Origin of the sequence: Nocardioides sp. GY 10113 (genome assembly GCF_004919105.1) — a bacterium.
GTDB lineage: Bacteria > Actinomycetota > Actinomycetes > Propionibacteriales > Nocardioidaceae > Nocardioides.
Genome location: NZ_STGK01000018.1, coordinates 1 through 16,628, shown reverse-complemented (window position 1 = coordinate 16,628; position 16,628 = coordinate 1). Strand labels below are relative to the sequence as shown.

At 74.6% G+C, this 16,628-nt stretch carries 13 protein-coding genes; 8 read left to right on the top strand and 5 right to left on the bottom strand.

Annotation, left to right across the window (positions count from 1 at the left end):
• The first annotated feature begins 75 nt into the window (after positions 1 to 75).
• Positions 76 to 558: a redox-sensitive transcriptional activator SoxR gene (soxR, locus tag E8D34_RS17910; protein WP_240771439.1), complete on the top strand. Its 483-nt coding sequence runs from the start codon at positions 76 to 78 to the stop codon at positions 556 to 558.
• A 278-nt stretch (positions 559 to 836) separates the two neighbouring features.
• Here the strand turns inward: soxR and E8D34_RS17905 are convergent, their stop codons facing one another.
• The 3 genes from E8D34_RS17905 to E8D34_RS17895 form a co-directional block, all read right to left on the bottom strand.
• Entirely contained in the window at positions 837 to 4,022 is a 3,186-nt protein-coding gene (locus E8D34_RS17905; RefSeq protein WP_136596033.1) for a UvrD-helicase domain-containing protein, read from the bottom strand.
• A gap of 13 nt (positions 4,023 to 4,035) precedes the next feature.
• Entirely contained in the window at positions 4,036 to 7,230 is a 3,195-nt protein-coding gene (locus E8D34_RS17900; protein WP_136596032.1) for an ATP-dependent DNA helicase, read from the bottom strand.
• Between the two features lie 97 nt (positions 7,231 to 7,327).
• Positions 7,328 to 7,993: a lysophospholipid acyltransferase family protein gene (locus tag E8D34_RS17895; RefSeq protein ID WP_136596100.1), complete on the bottom strand. Its 666-nt coding sequence runs from the start codon at positions 7,991 to 7,993 to the stop codon at positions 7,328 to 7,330.
• 297 nt (positions 7,994 to 8,290) lie between these two features.
• Between E8D34_RS17895 and E8D34_RS17890 the strand changes: the two genes are divergently transcribed.
• Together E8D34_RS17890 and tpx are read left to right on the top strand one after the other, a co-directional pair.
• The gene (locus E8D34_RS17890; protein ID WP_136596031.1) at positions 8,291 to 10,807 is read left to right on the top strand and encodes a hypothetical protein; all 2,517 of its coding nucleotides are present in this window, start codon (positions 8,291 to 8,293) and stop codon (positions 10,805 to 10,807) included.
• Positions 10,808 to 10,896: 89 nt separating this feature from the next.
• The gene (gene tpx / locus E8D34_RS17885) at positions 10,897 to 11,388 is read left to right on the top strand and encodes a thiol peroxidase (protein ID WP_136596030.1); all 492 of its coding nucleotides are present in this window, start codon (positions 10,897 to 10,899) and stop codon (positions 11,386 to 11,388) included.
• A gap of 1 nt (position 11,389) precedes the next feature.
• Here tpx and E8D34_RS17880 read toward each other — a convergent pair whose 3' ends face one another.
• Together E8D34_RS17880 and moeZ are read right to left on the bottom strand one after the other, a co-directional pair.
• Entirely contained in the window at positions 11,390 to 11,692 is a 303-nt protein-coding gene (locus tag E8D34_RS17880) for an MGMT family protein (RefSeq protein WP_136596029.1), read from the bottom strand.
• A 222-nt stretch (positions 11,693 to 11,914) separates the two neighbouring features.
• Positions 11,915 to 13,123: an adenylyltransferase/sulfurtransferase MoeZ gene (gene moeZ / locus E8D34_RS17875; RefSeq protein WP_136596028.1), complete on the bottom strand. Its 1,209-nt coding sequence runs from the start codon at positions 13,121 to 13,123 to the stop codon at positions 11,915 to 11,917.
• 326 nt (positions 13,124 to 13,449) lie between these two features.
• Here moeZ and E8D34_RS17870 point away from each other — a divergent pair, with 326 nt between their 5' ends.
• The 5 genes from E8D34_RS17870 to E8D34_RS17850 form a co-directional block, all read left to right on the top strand.
• A complete protein-coding gene (locus E8D34_RS17870) occupies positions 13,450 to 14,088 on the top strand; it encodes a TetR/AcrR family transcriptional regulator (protein WP_240771438.1) in 639 nt (212 codons plus the stop codon).
• Between the two features lie 63 nt (positions 14,089 to 14,151).
• A complete protein-coding gene (locus tag E8D34_RS17865) occupies positions 14,152 to 14,382 on the top strand; it encodes a DUF3107 domain-containing protein (RefSeq protein WP_136596026.1) in 231 nt (76 codons plus the stop codon).
• A gap of 134 nt (positions 14,383 to 14,516) precedes the next feature.
• A complete protein-coding gene (locus E8D34_RS17860; protein ID WP_136596025.1) occupies positions 14,517 to 15,326 on the top strand; it encodes a protein phosphatase 2C domain-containing protein in 810 nt (269 codons plus the stop codon).
• 97 nt (positions 15,327 to 15,423) lie between these two features.
• Positions 15,424 to 15,765 (top strand): hypothetical protein, encoded by a 342-nt coding sequence (locus tag E8D34_RS17855; RefSeq protein WP_136596024.1) that lies wholly within the window; start codon positions 15,424 to 15,426, stop codon positions 15,763 to 15,765.
• Between the two features lie 326 nt (positions 15,766 to 16,091).
• Positions 16,092 to 16,628 (top strand): DUF222 domain-containing protein (locus E8D34_RS17850; RefSeq protein WP_136596023.1); only part of this gene is annotated, 537 nt, incomplete at its 3' end.

Below are 16,628 nucleotides of genomic sequence, written 5' to 3'. Positions count from 1 at the left end.
GTGCTCACCATCCTTCAAGTTAAAGTGAACTTGAGTTCAAGGGGCGACGAGCAACCGACGCGGACGGGGAGCCGGATGGGCACGAGGATGCGGAGCGAGGACCTGCTGACGATCGGCGAGGTCTCGGCGCGCAGCGGCTTCGCCTCCTCCGCCCTGCGCTACTACGAGGCACAGGGTCTGATCAGCGCCCAGCGCACCGCCGGCGGCCGGCGCTGCTTCGAGCGGTCCACCCTGCGGCGGCTGGCCTTCATCCGCGCCGCCGCCAACGTCGGCCTCACCCTGGAGGAGATCCGCGACGAGCTCGACCGGCTGCCGGAGGGCCGCACGCCGACGAAGGCGGACTGGGCCGCCATCTCGCGGCACTGGCGGACCCGGCTCGACGAGCAACTCGAGGCGTTGCGGCGCCTGCGCGACGGGCTGGACAGCTGCATCGGCTGCGGGTGCCTCTCGCTCCAGCGGTGCGCGTTCTCCAACCCGGGCGACGTCGCCGCCCTCTCCGACGACGCCCCCGGGGCGGCGTACCTGCCCCCGCTGCTGCGCCGCCCGCACCGGCCCTAGAGATCTTCGGGACGTAGCGCGGCTGGCGGTCCCGGGCGGGCGGTGCGCCCGGGCGGTGGTCGCGTCGTCGAGCCGGTCGTGTGCCTGAGGCATCGGACTCGGGTCGTGTGCCTGAGGCATCGGAATAGCGGGGCCCTGGGCACACGACGCTGCCCGGCTCCGCAGCGCCATCGGCTCGCGTGCCCCACACAGCGGCATAGCGGGGCCCCAGGCACACGAGCCGCCTCCCAGGAACGGCACGCACCACCAACGCCCCACAGCGGCTCGGCAGCGGATCCTCAGCGGCCCCCGGCGCTGACCGGAGCGCCCACCAGCAGCCGCTCGAGCGCGGCCCGCCCCGGCAGGTCCGGCGGCTCCACCAGCTCGCCGGTGCGCACGTAGTAGAAGCCCGCCCGCACCCGCTCCACCGGGATGCCGTGCAGGTCGGCCCACGCGACCCGGTAGACGGCCAGCTGCAGCGGGTCGGCGTTGGCCCGGGCGTTGGTCTTCCAGTCGACCACCAGGAAGCCGGGTTCGGCCCCCGGCCGGTGCTCGGCGTAGACCGCGTCGATCCGGCCGCGGACCACCTGGCCGGCCAGCACCAGCGCGAACGGCGCCTCGACCGCCGCCGGAGCCCGGTCGCCGAACGGCCCCTCGGTGAACCGCGCGATCAGCTCCTCCAGGTCCGCCTCGTCCTCGCGGGAGACGTCGGCGTCCCCGCGCCCGGACAGCCGGTCGACCTCCAGCAGGCTCTGCTGCCCGAACCGGGCCTCCACCCAGGCGTGGAACCTGCTGCCGAAGCGGGCCGCGGGCGAGGGGCGGCGTGGCATCGGCCGGACCAGCTCGCGGGCGAAGCCGTCGGGGTCGGCGCGCAGCCGCGACAACGCCGTCGCCGACAGCGCCGGCGGCAGCGGCACCACGACCTCGGCGGCGGCGTCGCGCGCGGCGTGCTCGGCCATCAGCCGGTCGATCTCCTCGTCCCACCCGGCGACCAGCGCCGCGTGCTCCCCCAGGTCGCCGTCCGGCGCCGCCGGGTCGACCGCGGTCACCAGCTCCGCGGCGCGCAGCCGTCGCTGCGCCTCGGCGGAGCGCTCGGTGACCGGCCAGACCACGGTCTCCCGGGTGCCGACGGTCGGATTGACCGCGTCCTTCGGCGGCTTCTCGAGCCACACCTCCGGCTCGCCGCCCCAGGCGGCCATCGCGTCGCGCACCTCCCCCTGGAAGGGCGAGGGCCCGACGGCGGTCTTGCGGCTCTCGATCCACAGGTACGACGAGACGTGGAGGACGTGGCGAGCCCGGGTGAGGGCCACGTAGGCCAGGCGCAGCTCCTCCTCGTGCTGGTGCCTGCGCGCCTCCTCGGTGAAGGCCTTGAGCCCGGCGGCGGTCAGGTCGCGCCAGGAGGGCAGGTCGGCCCAGTCGCCGCGCAGCGCGATCGGCAGCACGGCGTGACCCGTGGTCCACTGGGTCCGCAGCGTCTTGTGGGGGAACTTCTCCTCGCACCAGCCGGGCAGGAAGACCACGTCGTACTCCAGGCCCTTGGCGCGGTGCACCGTGAGCAGCTTGACCGAGTCGCTCTCCGAGGGGGTGGCCACGTCCAGGCCCTCCCCCATCTCGTCCTCGGCCTCCAGCCAGGCCAGCAGCGCGGGCAGGCTCTGGGCGCCGTCGACGGAGGTGAAGTCGGCGACCGCGCGGACGAAGTGGTCGAGGTTCTCCCGACGCGCCGCGGCTGCCGGGCTGACCGAGGAGGCCAGCTCGACGTCGATCCCGGTCACGTCGATGATCCGCCGGACCAGGTCCAGCAGCGGCTCGCCGACGTGCAGGCGCAGGCGGCGCAGCTCCCCGTCGAGGAGCGCGAACCGCTCCCGCGCCGAGGCGGAGTAGGCGTACTCGTCGGGCTCGCCCGGGTCGGCCAGCGCGTCGGCGAGCGCCGCCAGGTCGACCGGGTCGGCGCCCTCGACGGCCTTCTCGAGGGTCTCGCTCAGGCTCAGCTCCGCTTCGCGGGGCCCGGCCGCGCCGACCAGGTCCCGCGCGCGGCGGCCGAGCAGCGCGAGGTCGCGCGGGCCGATCGCCCAGCGCGGCCCGGCCAGGACCTGGAGCAGCGCGGCGTTGGCGGTCGGGTCGGCGAGCACGGTCAGCGTGGCCACCACCTCGGCGACCTCGGGCAGCCGGAGGAGCCCGTTGAGGCCGACGATCTCGACCGGGACCTCGGCCCGGGAGAGCACGTCGAAGACGTCGGCGGCGTTGGCGTTGTCGCGGGTCAGCACGCCGATCTCGCCCCACGCCGTGCCCGCGTCGTGGGCCGCGAGCACCTGCGCGGTGAGCCACTCGAGCTCCTCGGCGTAGGTCTCGTGGACGATCGCGTTCACGGTCCCCGGCTCCGCGTCGGGCTTCGGCTCCAGGGGCGCCACCTGGGGGAATCGGGCGTAGAGCGGCGCGGCGACGTGGTTGGCCACCTCCAGGATCCGCCGGTCCGAGCGGCGGTTGACCACCAGCGGGAAGACCCGCGCCTCGGTGTCGCGGCGGGTGCGGAACTGCTCGGGGAACCGCAGGATGTTGGAGACCGAGGCCCCGCGCCAGCCGTAGATGGCCTGGTTCGGGTCGCCGACCGCGGTCACCGCGTGGCCACGCCCGTCCCCGGCCGGGCCGGAGAACAGGCCGGCGAGCAGCTGGGCCTGCGCGACGGAGGTGTCCTGGTACTCGTCGAGCAGGACGATCCGGAACCGCTCCCGCTCCCCGCGCCCCACGGCCGGGTGCTCGGCCACGAGCCGGGCGGTCAGCGCGACCTGGTCGGAGAAGTCCATCAGCCCGAGCTCGTCCTTGAGCCGGCGGTAGTCGTCGACCAGCCCGAGCAGCTCCGCGCGCTTGTCCAGCGCGGCGACCACCTTGCCCAGGTCGCCCTTGGGGCCCTCGGCCAACGCCTCGTCGACCCGCGGGCGCAGCGCGGCGTCGTGCTCGCGCACCGCGTCGGTGGTCTGCAGATGCTCGCTGATCGCGCCCTCCAGCGCGAGCAGGTTGTCGATCACCGTCGGCGGGTGGTCGCTGAGCGTCTGCACGCGGCCGCGGTGCCGCGCGATGGCGCGGGCCGCCAGCTGGTAGCGCGACGCGTCGGCCATCACCCGGACGTCGGGCTCGTGGCCGATCCGCAGGCCCTGCTCGGTGAGCAGGTTGGCGGCGTAGGCGTTGTAGGTGGCGATCGTCGGCTCGAGCGCGTCCGGACCCGGCGGCACGTAGCGGCGGATCCGCTCGCGCAGCTCCGAGGTGGCCTTGGTGGTGAAGGTCAGCCCGAGCACCTCGTCGGGCCGGACCAGGCCGTTCTGGACGAGGAAGACCACCCGGGCGGCCATGAGCTCGGTCTTGCCCGACCCGGCGCCGGCGATCACGACGGCCGGTTCGAGCGGCGCCGAGATCGCCGCCCACTGGGCGTCGCTGACGACGTACGGCGTGCCCATCGCCGTGCGCAGGTCCTCGGGGGTGTCGATCCGCATCTGTGGCGCCTCCTCAGATCACCGGGTCGGAGTTCCAGGCGGGGCACTGCACCCGGAACGCGCACCGCTGGCAGGTGCTCTTGTCGTAGTGCGCCGGGAACTCCTCGGCGCGGATGATCTCGGCGGCCGCGCGCAGCCGGGCCTCGATCGGTCGCTCCTCGCCGTCGGCCGCGGGCTCCAGCGGCTCCTGGCGCTGCACCTTCAGCTTGCCCCTCACCCCGCGGCGCAGCTGCCACAGCTCGGCACCGCCCGGCCCGCCGGTTCCGTCCTCGGGCACCAGGTCGGCGAAGGCGCCCCGCTCGGCGGCCAGCTGGTAGAGCGAGAGCTGCGGGTCCGCGTGCAGCTCCTTGTCCGACGGCGGCGTCTTGGAGGTCTTGAGGTCCACGACCACGATGCGGCCCGCCTCGTCGAGCTCGAGCCGGTCCGCGTAGCCGACCAGCGTCACCTCGGTGCCGTCGGCCAGCGTCAGGCCGGCCGAGAACGGCTGCTCGAACGCGACCGGCGTGCGTACCGCCGCGCGGTGCCAGTCGACGAACCGCTCCAGCGCGGCACGGGCCTCGTCGCGCTCCTTGGCCGCCGACCACGGCGTGCGGAACGGGATCCGGTCCCAGACCTCGTCCAGCCGGTCCATCAGGACACCGACCAGGGCGTCGCGGTCCTCGGCGACCAGCTCGCCGGTGCCCACCCGCTCGGCCAGGGCGTGCAGCACGTTGCCGAACCCCTGCGCCTGCGAGGAGGGCTGGCCACCGCCCGCCTCCCGCTCGAGGAACCACGCCGTGGGGCACCGCTCCAACGCGGTGAGCAGGCTGGCGCTCATCCGCAGCGGCTCCCCGGTCGGCCGCACCGGCGCGTCGGCGCGCGAGAGCGCACGGGTGCCCCACCAGCTGCCGGGGTCCGCCGCGGGAACGGGCAACCGGCGCAGCCGGCGGGCGGCCGCCTCCCGGACCGCGAGCGGGAGGTCGTCGTCGACCGCGGTACGCCGCAGCTCGGCGACGATCCCGGCCCACGACAGGGGCCGCTGGGGCCGGCCGACGGTGTGGATCCGCTCCGGCTCGACGTCCAGCCCGAGCTCGCCCAGGAACCGGCTGGGTTCCTCCCCGTCCTCCGCGGCGCTGGCGACGGCGGTGACCACGAGCCGCTCGCGGGCGCGCGTGCAGGCGACGTAGAACAGTCGCCGTTCCTCGGCCAGCAGCTCGCGGGTGCTCGCCCGCGGGACCAGGCCGTCGCGGGCGAGCTCGTCGGCGCCGAGCAGGCCCGAGCGCAGCCGCACGTCGGGCCAGGTCCCCTCCTGCACGTGCGCGATCACCACCACGCGCCACTCCAGCCCCTTGGACCGGTGCGCGGTCATCAGGCGGACCGCCTCGCCGCGCACGCCCCGCTCGGCGAGCGAGTCGCCGGGGATCTCCTGGGCCCGCAGCGACTCGAGGAAGTCGATGACGCCGGTGTGGCCGACCCGCTCCTCGACCCTGGCCGCGTACTCGAAGAGCGCGCAGACGGCGTCGAGGTCGCGGTGCGCCAGGCGTGACCCGCCCTCGGCGGAGGCGCGCAGGCGCTGCGGCCAGCCGGTGCCGTCCCACAGCTCCCAGAGCACCTCCTCGACGCTGCCGCCGGACTCGAGCCGCTCCCGGGCGACGGCGAGCAGGCCGGTCAGCGCGCGGACCCGCTCGACGCCCGGCGCCTGGAGGCCCTGCAGCGCGACCGGGTCGGAGAGCGCCTCGCGGAGCAGCTCGGGCGAGGCGGCCGGGTGACCGCCGGCGTCGCGGACCCGCTGCCGCAGCGCCCGCGAGACCGCCCGTAGGTCGGTCGGGTCCAGGCCGCCCAGCGGCGAGAGCAGGAGCGCACGGGCACGCTCGGGGTCGAGCCACGCGGGGTCGGCGACCGCCTGGAGCGCGTCGAGCAGCGGCTGCACCGCGCCCTCGCGGTGCAGCGGGAGCTCGTCGGCGGTGACCTCGACCGGGACCCCCGCCGCGATCAGCGCCCGGCGCAGCGGCGGCAGCGTGGAGCGCCCGGACCGGACCAGGACCGCCATCTCCGACCAGGGCACGCCGTCGGTGAGGTGCGCGCGGCGGAGCAGGTCGGCGATGTGCTCGGCCTCGGCGCGGTCGGTGTCGAAGGTCCGCGCCTCGACCACCCCCGGCGCGGCGCCCGGGACGCTCAGCGGCGAGCGGAACGCGTCGGCCTGCGCCCCCGGGATCGCGCCGGGCAGCGGCAGCCGGGCCGCCACGTTGCCGGCCGCCTCCAGCAGCGCCGGACCGAACCGGCGGGTGGTGCGCAGGACGACCACGTCGGCGGGCGCGCCGTCGGTCCGGGTGAAGGCGGCCGGGAACTGCAGGATGCCGCGCACGTCGGCGCCGCGGAACCCGTAGATCGACTGGTGCGGGTCGCCCACGGCGACCAGCTCCGCACCCGGAGCGACGAGCTCGCGCAGCAGGGCCACCTGACTGGGGTCGGTGTCCTGGTACTCGTCGACGAAGACGTGCCGGAAGCGGCGGCGCAGCTGCTCGCGCACCCCCGAGACGGGGTCCTGCAGGAGCGCCACCGCGGTCGCGATCAGGGCCGAGTAGTCCAGCGCGTTCTGGCCGCCGAGGACGTCGTCGTACTGGTCGAGGAAGTCGGCCGCCGCGACCAGGTCGGCCCGTCCCGCGGCGGCGCCGATCTGACGTAGGCGGCGCGAGCCGATGCCGCGCTCGGTGACCCGGCCGAGCAGGCCGCCGAGCTCGCGGGCGAAGCCACGCGTGCGCCGGGCCTGCGCCAGCTCCGGCGGCCAGTCGACGGCATGCCGGCGGTCGCGCAGCAGCTCGGCGAGGACGACCTCCTGCTCGGGTGCGGAGAGCAGCCGCAGCGGCGGGCGGGTCGGGTCGGGGAACAGGCCGTCGGCGTCACCGAACTCCCGGACCAGGGAGTAGGCGAACGAGTGGAACGTGGAGCTCAGCTGGGTCGCCATGGTCCGCCCCAGCCGGGCGGTGACCCGGTCCCGCAGCTGCTCGGCGGCCTTGCGGGAGAAGGTCAGCGCGAGCACCTGGTCGGGGCTGGCGCCGCGGCGCTCGATCCGGTCCACGATCGCCTCGACCAGCGTCGTGGTCTTGCCCGTGCCGGGGCCGGCCAGCACGAGCAGCGGTCCGGTGCCGTGCTCGACGACCTGCCGCTGGAACTCGTCGAGGGCGGGCACGTGGGCCTCGCCCGCGGGCGGCACGATCCGGAAGCTCACGGCGCCAGCCAACCACCCGGGCCCGACGCAACCGACGGCGGCCGGGGATCGACCAGGGATCGACCAGGGATCGACCAGGGATTGGCCCTGCGAGGGCTCAGGCGTCGGGCGCCCGGTCGTTGTAGACCCCCGCCTGCTCCTGCCCGCTGAGCTCGGCGATCGCGGTCATGATCCGGTCGGTGAGGTCCCGCCGCGCCCGACCGCTCGGCACGCCGTCGTACTCGCCGGCGACGCGGATCGGCTCGCCGAACGAGACCGACACCTTGACCACCCGCGGGAACCGCGCGCCGATCGGCTGCACCTTCTCCGTGCCGACCAGCCCGACCGGGACCACAGGCGCCCCGGAGGTGAGCGCCAGGTGCGCGACGCCGGTGCGGCCCCGGTAGAGGCGCCCGTCCCGCGAGCGCGTGCCCTCGGGGTAGATGCCGAACGCCTCGCCGCGACCGAGGACGCCGAGCGCGGTCTGCAGCGAGTCCAGCGCGGCCGCGTGGTCGTCCCGGTCGACGGGCAGCATGCCCAGGCCCTCGAACCAGGCCTTGGAGAGCCGGCCCTTGACGCCGCTGCCGGTGAAGTAGTCCGACTTCGCCAGGAAGACCACCTTCCGGGGCACGACGATCGGGATCACCATCGAGTCGGCGAAGCTGAGGTGGTTGCTGGCCAGGATCACCGGGCCGGAGTCCGGGACGTGGTGCAGCCCGCGCACCTGCGGTCGCCAGATGGCCTTGGCCAACGGCGGTACGACGGCGTGCAGTGCCCGATACATCACGGTGCCCGAACCTAGCGCCTTCCGTCGCTCCCGCCATCTCTGGTCCGACGATCGCCACCAGTTTTGGGCGGCCCCCGCGGTCGGGACGCAGATCCCTCCGTCCACCCGTCATTCCACACCGGCGGGCCACTCATCCACAGGCAACCCCCCACCGCATCCACAAACTGTGAGTACGCCTGTGGATAACCGGGCCGAAAATCCCGGACTTCCTGCGACCTTGGCCTCACACTGGCGTCGATCCGGCCTCGATCCGTCGAGCGCCCGAGCAGGACGCGACCGACCGAATCGAGGACCATGCGCTACGCCGACCCCACCCGCTGCCCCGATTGCGCGGCAGCGCTGACGACCTCCCCGACCCGCTGCCCGCACTGCGGGCTGCTGCTGCAGCACCCGAGCGCGGTCGAGCTGCTGACCACGCTCGGCCGGGCGGACGCCCTGCTGGGCGAGCTGCGCGCGGCCTCGCGGACCCCGTCGACCGACGCGACGACCTCAGCGGCTCCGGCAACGGCTCCGGCAACGGCTCCGGCAACGGGTGCGGCCACCGCTGGCACAGCGCTGCCGCCGCACCCCGGTGCGGCGTACCCCCCGCTCCCGGCGCCGCCGGCACGCCGGGGCCTCCCCGCGGCCTCGGTGCCGGCCGTCCTGCTCGGACTCGGCGCACTCTGCCTCCTGGCCGCGGCGCTGATCTTCCTGGCCGTCTCCTGGTCCTACCTCGGCGTCGACGGCCGCACCGCCGTGCTCGTCGGGATCACCCTGGCCGCCGCAGCCGCCTCGCTGCTGCTGCACCGGGCCGGGCTGCGGATCGCGGGCGAGGCCCTCGCACCGGTGGCGCTCGGGATGCTCGCCCTCGACGTGGCCGGCGCCGCGCACGCCGGCTGGCTCGGGGCCACCGGCAACGGCGGTGGCTCGGTGCTGGTCACCGGGCTGCTGGTCGGCGCCGGCGCGATCGGCCTCGCCGCGGTGCGGTTCCCGGGCCGCCCGCATCTGGTCGCCCCGCAGATCGCCGTCGGCTTCGCCCTGCTGCTGGCACTGGGCGGCGGCGCCGCGGCCACCGGCCGTCCGCTGCTGGTCGGCCACCTGACCGTGCTGCTCGCCGCGGCTGTCGCGTACCTGGCGCTGCGGGTCCGGCTCTCCCCCCTGGCCTGGAGCGCCGCCACCGCCGGCGCCGTGACCTGGAGCGTGACGCTGCTGGTCGGCCTCGGGGACGCAGCGGACCAGCCGACGCTCGCCGACATGTGGGGAGGAGCCGCCGGATGGTCACTGCTGGTCTCCGCCGCCGCGCTGTTGCTTCCCGGCGCCCTCCTGTCCCGCCGCGGGGTCCTGCTCGCCGGCGCCAGCGGCGCCGCGCTGATCGCCACGGTCGTCGCGGTGCTGCCGGCGCTGGACCAGGGACCCGTGTCGGTCGCGGCGGTCTCACTCGCCGCGACCGTGGCCTGGACCCTGGTCCTCGGCCTGGCCCCCGCGGGCGGGGCGGCCGTCGCGCTGGCACCGGCGGCGGCCGGTGGGCTGGTCGTGCTCGCACAGGTGGCGGCGGCGGTCGCCGGCGACCTCGGCCGCTGGGGCCGGATCACCGGCACCTCGTTCGACCAACCGGCCACCGTCTCGCTGGCGGGCCCGCCACCGGTGGTGGAGCCGATGGTGGTGCTGCCGGCGGCACTGGTGCTGCTGGCGCTCCTCGGCCTGCTGCTGACCGATCGCGACCCGGGTCGGTTCGGCGCCTGGCTGGCCGCGTGGCTGCCGAGCCTGCTGCTGGCGACCGCCCTGGCCGGGACCGCGGCGCTCGCCTCGTACGACGTGCCGCTGGCCGCCGTGGTCGCGGCCCTCGCGGCCACCGCCGCCGCGACGACCGCGCTCGGCCACCTCCGCCCCGGCCCCGGGGAGCCGTGGTCGACCGTCGCCGCGCTGGCGGTCGCCGGGGCCGCGGTCGTCGCGGCACTCCCCAGCGACCTGTTGACGCTCTGCGCGGCCGCGGTCGCCACCCTCCTGGCCGCCGCGGCGGCGGCGCTCGGCCGCACCGCACCGGCACGCGTCGGCGGCGGCGTCGCGCTCGCCCCGGCGCTCGCCGCCTCGGTGACCGCGGGCGTCTCCGTGCTCGACGGCGGGCCCGCCTGGGTCGCGGTACCGGTGCTGGTCACCGTCGGCGCCGCCGCCGTGCTGCTCCCGCGGATCGAGGTGGAGGTGCCGGCCGCGCTGACCGCGCTGGCCACACTCGTCGGCTCCCTCGGCGCCACGGCGCAGCAGGCGGACCTGCTGACCCTGTGGCTGGTGGTCGCGGGAGCGGTCACCGCGGTCTCCGGTGCCGTCCACCGGCGCCGCCTCGTCGCGGCGGCCACCCCGCCGCTGTGGCTGCTCGCCTCCTGGGTCTGGCTGGTCGAGGCGGGCGTCGAGACCCCGGAGGCCTACACCCTGCCGGCCGCGTGCCTGCTGCTGGCGATCGGCCTCGTCCGGCTGCGTCGGGTGCCGGAGGCGGGCACCGGGCCCGACCTGGCGCCCGGCCTGCTGCTCGCGACGGTGCCCTCGCTGCTCGCGACCCTGGCCGACCCGGTCTCGGCGCGTGCCGTGCTGCTCGGGGTCGGCTGCCTGCTGCTGGTGGCCGCGGGCGCCGCGCTGCGCTGGGCGGCCCCGCTGGTGGTCGGCGGCGCCGTCGGCGCGGCCCTGGTGCTGCGGGAGGCGGTCCCCTACGCGGTGACGGTGCCGCAGTGGGCGTGGATCGGTCTGGCCGGTCTCACGCTGACCTTGGTCGGCATCACCTGGGAGCGGCGGCTCGCGCAGGCGCGCGCGGCGTTCGGCGTCCTGGGACGGCTGCGCTGACCGCGATCCGGGCCGAGAGCGCGGATCGGCCGGCCCCGGACCTGAGACTGGTCGGCGGGCGCGTGGGTCGACCTGCTAGTAAAGGGGCCATGGCTACCACTGCACTCGGCGGCAACCCCGTCACCACGATCGGCGAGCTCCCCGCCGTCGGCTCCGCGGCCCCGGCGTTCGAGCTGGTCGGGTCCGACTTCAGCACGGTCACCCTGCCCACGGGCACCCGGACCGTCCTCAACATCTTCCCGAGCGTCGACACCGGCGTCTGCGCCGCGAGCGTGCGCAAGTTCAACGAGCTGGCCGCCGGCCTGGAGAACACCACCATCATCAACGTCTCCGCGGACCTCCCGTTCGCGCAGGCCCGGTTCTGCGGCGCCGAGGGCATCGAGAACGTGGTCAGCGCCTCCGGCTTCCGCTCCTCCTTCGGCGACGACTACGGCGTGCGCCTGGTGGACGGCAAGTTCGAGGGCCTGTTCGCCCGCTCCGTGGTCGTCGTCGACGCCGACGGCACCGTCTCCTACACCCAGCTGGTGCCGGAGATCGGCACCGAGCCCGACTACGACGCCGCGGTCGCCGCCCTGTCCTGAGTCAGCCGACCGGCTCCCAGTACGCCGAGCGCATGTCGACCTTCCCCGAGGGGAGGGTCGGCGTGCGCTCGTCGTCGTAGTGGGCACCGGCGGCGTCGAGATGGCTCGGCGGCAGCGAGCCGTCGGCGCGGATCACGCGCCACCAGGGCACCCCACCGCCGTGCTGTGCCATCACCGATCCGACCTGGCGCGGCCCGCCGCCGACCACCGCGGCGATCGCGCCGTAGGTGGTGACCCGGCCGGGCGGGACCGTCTCGACCAGCGACAGCACGCGCTCGACGTACTCGGGGTCCCGAACGCTCACCCTGCCCTCACCCCGCCGCCACCATGGGCTCGATCCTGCCCGATCCCGGAGACGCCGAGAGCCCCGCCCGGGTTCCGGGCGGGGCTCTCGGGTGCTCCCTCTGCGCCACAACGTTCGCGGGACGCTGCCGGTCGACGACCGTCACAACATCGCGCGACACTCTGTCATAGACATGTGCCGGCTGTCACACCGCGGCCGAGCGGGTCTGCCCGGCACGTCGGCTCAGTACGCCGGCTGCGAGGGGTCGATCTGGTTGACCCAGGCGACGACGCCGCCGCCCACGTGGATCGCGTCGTCGTACCCGGCGCCCTTGATCACCGCGAGGCACTCGGCCGACCGCACGCCGGACTTGCAGTGCAGGACCACCTGGGTGCCCGAGTCGACCGAGGGGAGCTGGGCGAGGGCGTTGCCGTTGAGGAACTCGCCCTTGGGGATCAGCACCGAGCCGGGGATCTGGTTGATCTCGTACTCGTTGGGCTCGCGCACGTCGATCAGGACGAAGTCGCGGGTGCCCTCCTCGCGCTCCTTGAGCATGCCCTCGAGGGTGGCGACCGAGATGGTGGCGTCCGCGGCGGCGTCGGCGGCCTCGTCGGAGACCGCGCCGCAGAAGTACTCGTAGTCGATCAGCTCGGTGACGGTCGGGTTCTCACCGCACAGCGCGCAGTTGGGGTCCTTGCGGACCTTGAGCTTGCGGTACTCCATCTCCAGGGCGTCGTAGATCATCAGCTTGCCGACCAGCGGGTCGCCGATGCCGGTGAGGGCCTTGATCGCCTCGTTGACCTGGATCGAGCCGATGCTGGCGCAGAGCACGCCCAGCACGCCGCCCTCGGCGCAGGAGGGGACCATGCCCGGCGGCGGCGGCTCGGGGTAGAGGCAGCGGTAGCAGGGAGCACCCTCGACCTGCTTGGGCGCGAACAGCGAGGCCTGGCCGTCGAAGCGGTAGATCGAGCCCCACACGTACGGGATGCCCAGGAAGTACGCCGCGTCGTTGACCAGGTAGCGGGTCGCGAAGTTGTCGGTGCCGTCGACGATGAGGTCGTAGCCCTCGAAGATCTCGTAGACGTTGTCGTTGTCCAGCCGCTCGGCGTGGACCACCACGTTGACCAGCGGGTTGACCTCGGCCACCGACTCCTGGGCCGAGACCGCCTTGGGGCGGCCCACGTCGGACTGGCCGTGGATGATCTGGCGCTGCAGGTTCGACTCGTCGACCTCGTCGAACTCGACGATGCCCAGCGTGCCGACGCCGGCCGCGGCCAGGTACATCAGGGCGGGGCTGCCGAGGCCACCGGCGCCGATCACCAGCACCTTCGCGTTCTTCAGCCGCTTCTGCCCGGTCATCCCCACGTCGGGGATGATCAGGTGGCGGCTGTAGCGGCGGACCTCGTCGACGGTCAGTGCGTCGGCGGGCTCGACCAGCGCGGGAAAGCTCACGGGGTTCTCCTGCTCGATGATGTGCGTGCGGTCTGGGTGGAACGTCGGCGCGGGGCCGGGTGTTCCCGATCGGGACGGCATGTGTCCGGCCCCACCTTCGTCTCCACCTTGGTCGCCGGGCGCTGCCGGGGTCCGGTCACCGACCCACCGGCCCACGCTCCGGCCCGGGCTCCATGGTCCCGCCGCCACGCCGACGAGACGGACACGTCCCGTCATCCGGACCCGGGAGTAGGCTGCTCGGCTACTGGCCGGTCACCTCCGCGCCCCGGGAGCGGACCCGGCCGGCAGGGACACCGACACCGAGGAACGACACGAGGGAGGCGAGCGTGGTTCGCGAGTCGTACGACGTCGAAGGCGCACGTCCGAGGGGATTGCGTCTGCCGCGCTCCGAGCGCCGCGCCCAGCTGCTCGACGCTGCCCTCGAGGTCTTCGTGGCCAATGGCTACCACGCCGCCGCGATGGACGACATCGCCGAGCGGGCCGGTGTCTCCAAGCCCGTGCTCTACCAGCACTTCCCGGGCAAGTTCGAGCTCTACCTGGCCCTGCTGGACGCCTCCTGCGACCGGATGATCGCCAACTGCCGGGCCGCACTCGACTCCACGCCGGACAACAAGCAGCGGGTCCAGGCGGCGATCGACGCCTTCTTCGTCTACGTCGACCACGACGCCGGGGCGTTCCGCCTGGTCTTCGAGTCCGACCTGAACAACGAGCCGTCGGTGCGCGAGCACATCGAGCGGGTCACCGTGGAGTGCGCCGACATGATCGGCGAGGTGATCCACGACGACACCGGCCTGCCGGTCGACCAGGCGCGGCTGCTCGCGGTGGCGATGGTCGGCATGGCCCAGGTGAGCGCGCGGTTCTGGCTCACCGACCAGGGGCGGATCGACCGGGACCAGGCCGTCGCGCTGGTCTCGGCGCTGGCCTGGCGCGGCATCCGCGGCTACCCGCTCACCGACGACCACTGAGCCATTACCGTTGGGCTTGGTCCGCCGCTGCGGCGGATCAGCGTTGAACCGAGGAGAGAACAGATGACCGTTGAGGTCAAGATCGGCGTCCAGAACGCCGCCCGCGAGCTCCACGTCGAGACCGAGGAGAGCAGCGAGGCCGTGTCCGCGGCCCTCAGCGAGGCGCTCGCCGCGGACTCCGGCGTGTTCTCGCTGACCGACGCCAAGGGCAAGGTGACCCTGGTGCCGGTGGCCAAGCTCGCGTACGTCGAGATCGGTCGCAGCGTCAGTGGTCAGGTCGGCTTCCGCTCCTGACCCCGGGCGCTCGCCCAGGACCGCCCGCGGGTCGGCAGAGGCACTCTGCCGGCTCGCGGTCAGCCTCCTCACAGCCGACTCCCAGGTTCTCTTGCGAGACTGGGAGGGACAGCCGCACGTGAGAGGAGCCGACGATGCTCCAGTTCCGCTACGAAGCCGTCAGTGACACCGGCCGGGTCCGGGAGAACAACGAGGACGGCGGCTTCGCCTCGCCGTACCTGCTGTGCGTGGCGGACGGGGTCGGCGGCGCGGCGGCCGGCGAGGTGGCGTCGGCGACGACCGCCTACGTGCTCAGCGCCCGAGCGCTGGCGCACCCGGGCCTCGACCCGCGCCGCCTGCTGACCCACGCCGCCCAGGAGGCCCACGAGCAGCTGGCGGCGGGCGTGCGGGCCGACCCCCGCCGGGTCGGGATGGCGACCACCCTCACGGCCGTGCTGACCAACGGTCGCGAGGTCGCGCTCGCCCAGGTCGGCGACTCCCGCGCCTACCTCCTCCGCGACGGTCGGCTGACCCGGCTGACCCACGACCAGACGCTGGTCCAGGAGATGGTCGACGCCGGCCGGATCACGCCGGCCGAGGCCGCGACCTCGCCGTACCGCCACGTGGTGATGCAGGCCGTGGGCGCCGACCACGAGCCCTCCCCCGAGGTGGTGCTGCTCGACCTGGAGGCCGGCGACCGGCTCCTGCTGTGCAGCGACGGCCTCACCGACGTCCTCCCCGACGCCACCCTCGCCACGCTCCTGGGCATCGAGCACCGGGCCACCGCGGCCGCGCACCTGACCCGGGCCGCGCTCGACGCCGGGTCGCGCGACAACGTGACCGTGGTGGTGGCGGACGTGGTCGACGCGCCGGCCGTGGTCGGCACCGGTGTGCCGCTCGGCGCGGCGCGCGACCTGGCCAACGTGGTCGACCCGACGGCGGTCCGGCCGCTGCGGACGGCCTGAACGGCCGCACGCTCCGGGGCAGGTCCGGGGCCGCCGGCCGGCTGCGGCGCCGCAAACGTCGTTCCCGCGGCGGGTCCGATCGACCTAGGATGGCGGGATGAGCACGAGCCGGAGCTACGAGTACGCCCGTCTGTGGGTGCCGCTCTTCCACCCCTCGACGCTCGCCGTGACCCGCCCCGTCTACCTGATCGAGGCCGATGACGGCTTCGAGGGCGTGGTCGCGGAGAAGAACACCACCCTGATGGCGGTGCTGAACGACCTGGGCCGCGCCGGCTGGCGGATCGAGACCACGCCGATGCGGGTGACCAGCCCCTCACCGGAGTTCCAGCTGCTGATCGACGCCACCCTGGACGAGGTCGACGCCGGCCTGATGAGCGGCGCGGAGACCGGCACCGTCCGGGAGTTCGACGTCTTCGGGATGCGCCGCCGCGCCAGCTGACCGGGTCGTCGCGGGTCTATGAACTGCGGTTTCACCGATTCTGGCTATCGGACTCCAGTTCGATTCCCGCGTAGAATCGGCGTAAGCCGAACCGCTCCCCAGGCTCCCCCGAAGGCACGCGATGACCCTGCTCCCCGGTCCCGTCCCGCACCGGATCACCCGCGCGGTGGCCCTGGCGCGGTCGGCGCTGGGCGAGGTCACCGACGCGCAGGCGGCCTACCTGGCCACGGGCGAGAAGGAGGACCTGCTGGCGGAGCTGGTCGCGTTGGAGGCCCAGGTCGCCGAGCTCCGGCTGCGGACCATGGCCGCCGCCGGGGACGTGGCCGATGCGCACGGGGCGCGGGACGTGGCCGGCTGGCTGGCCCACCGCACCAACGTCGAGGTCGCCCGGCTCCGGTCGGAAGGTCGGTTGGCCGAGGCGATCGACCAACGCTGGCCGAAGGTTGGTGAGGCGATGGCCCCGCGGGCGGTTGTCGCTGGACCAGGCCAAGGTGATCGTGCACGCCCTGGACGCGCTCCCCGACCGGGTCGGCGCCGACGTCCGGTCCGACGCCGAGGCTCGCCTGGTCGCGCTCGGCACCGGCGAGGCACCCGAATGTGGCGGGTTGGGGATGCTGCCCCAACACCTCCGCGTCCTCGGCCGGCGGGTGCTGGACGTGGTCGCCCCCGCGGTGGCCGAGGACGAGGAGGCCCGCCGACTGCACGAGGAGGAGACCCACGCCCAGACAGCGCTCTCACTGCGGATGAAGCCGCTGGGCGACGGCGCCACCCGGATCACGATGACCCTGCCGGACGCGACGGCGACCAGGTTGGCGACCTACCTCGACGCCCTCACCTCGCCCCGGTCCGGGGTTTCGAGGCTC

Excerpts from the sequence above, each read along its gene's own strand:
- E8D34_RS17855 (WP_136596024.1), top strand. The coding sequence starts at position 15,424 with ATGAGCACGAGCCGGAGCTACGAGTACGCCCGTCTGTGGGTGCCGCTC.
- E8D34_RS17890 (WP_136596031.1), top strand. The coding sequence starts at position 8,291 with ATGCGCTACGCCGACCCCACCCGCTGCCCCGATTGCGCGGCAGCGCTG.
- E8D34_RS17895 (WP_136596100.1), bottom strand. The coding sequence starts at position 7,993 with ATGTATCGGGCACTGCACGCCGTCGTACCGCCGTTGGCCAAGGCCATC.
- E8D34_RS17905 (WP_136596033.1), bottom strand. The coding sequence starts at position 4,022 with ATGCGGATCGACACCCCCGAGGACCTGCGCACGGCGATGGGCACGCCG.
- tpx (WP_136596030.1), top strand. The coding sequence starts at position 10,897 with ATGGCTACCACTGCACTCGGCGGCAACCCCGTCACCACGATCGGCGAG.
- E8D34_RS17860 (WP_136596025.1), top strand. The coding sequence starts at position 14,517 with ATGCTCCAGTTCCGCTACGAAGCCGTCAGTGACACCGGCCGGGTCCGG.
- soxR (WP_240771439.1), top strand. The coding sequence starts at position 76 with ATGGGCACGAGGATGCGGAGCGAGGACCTGCTGACGATCGGCGAGGTC.
- E8D34_RS17865 (WP_136596026.1), top strand. The coding sequence starts at position 14,152 with ATGACCGTTGAGGTCAAGATCGGCGTCCAGAACGCCGCCCGCGAGCTC.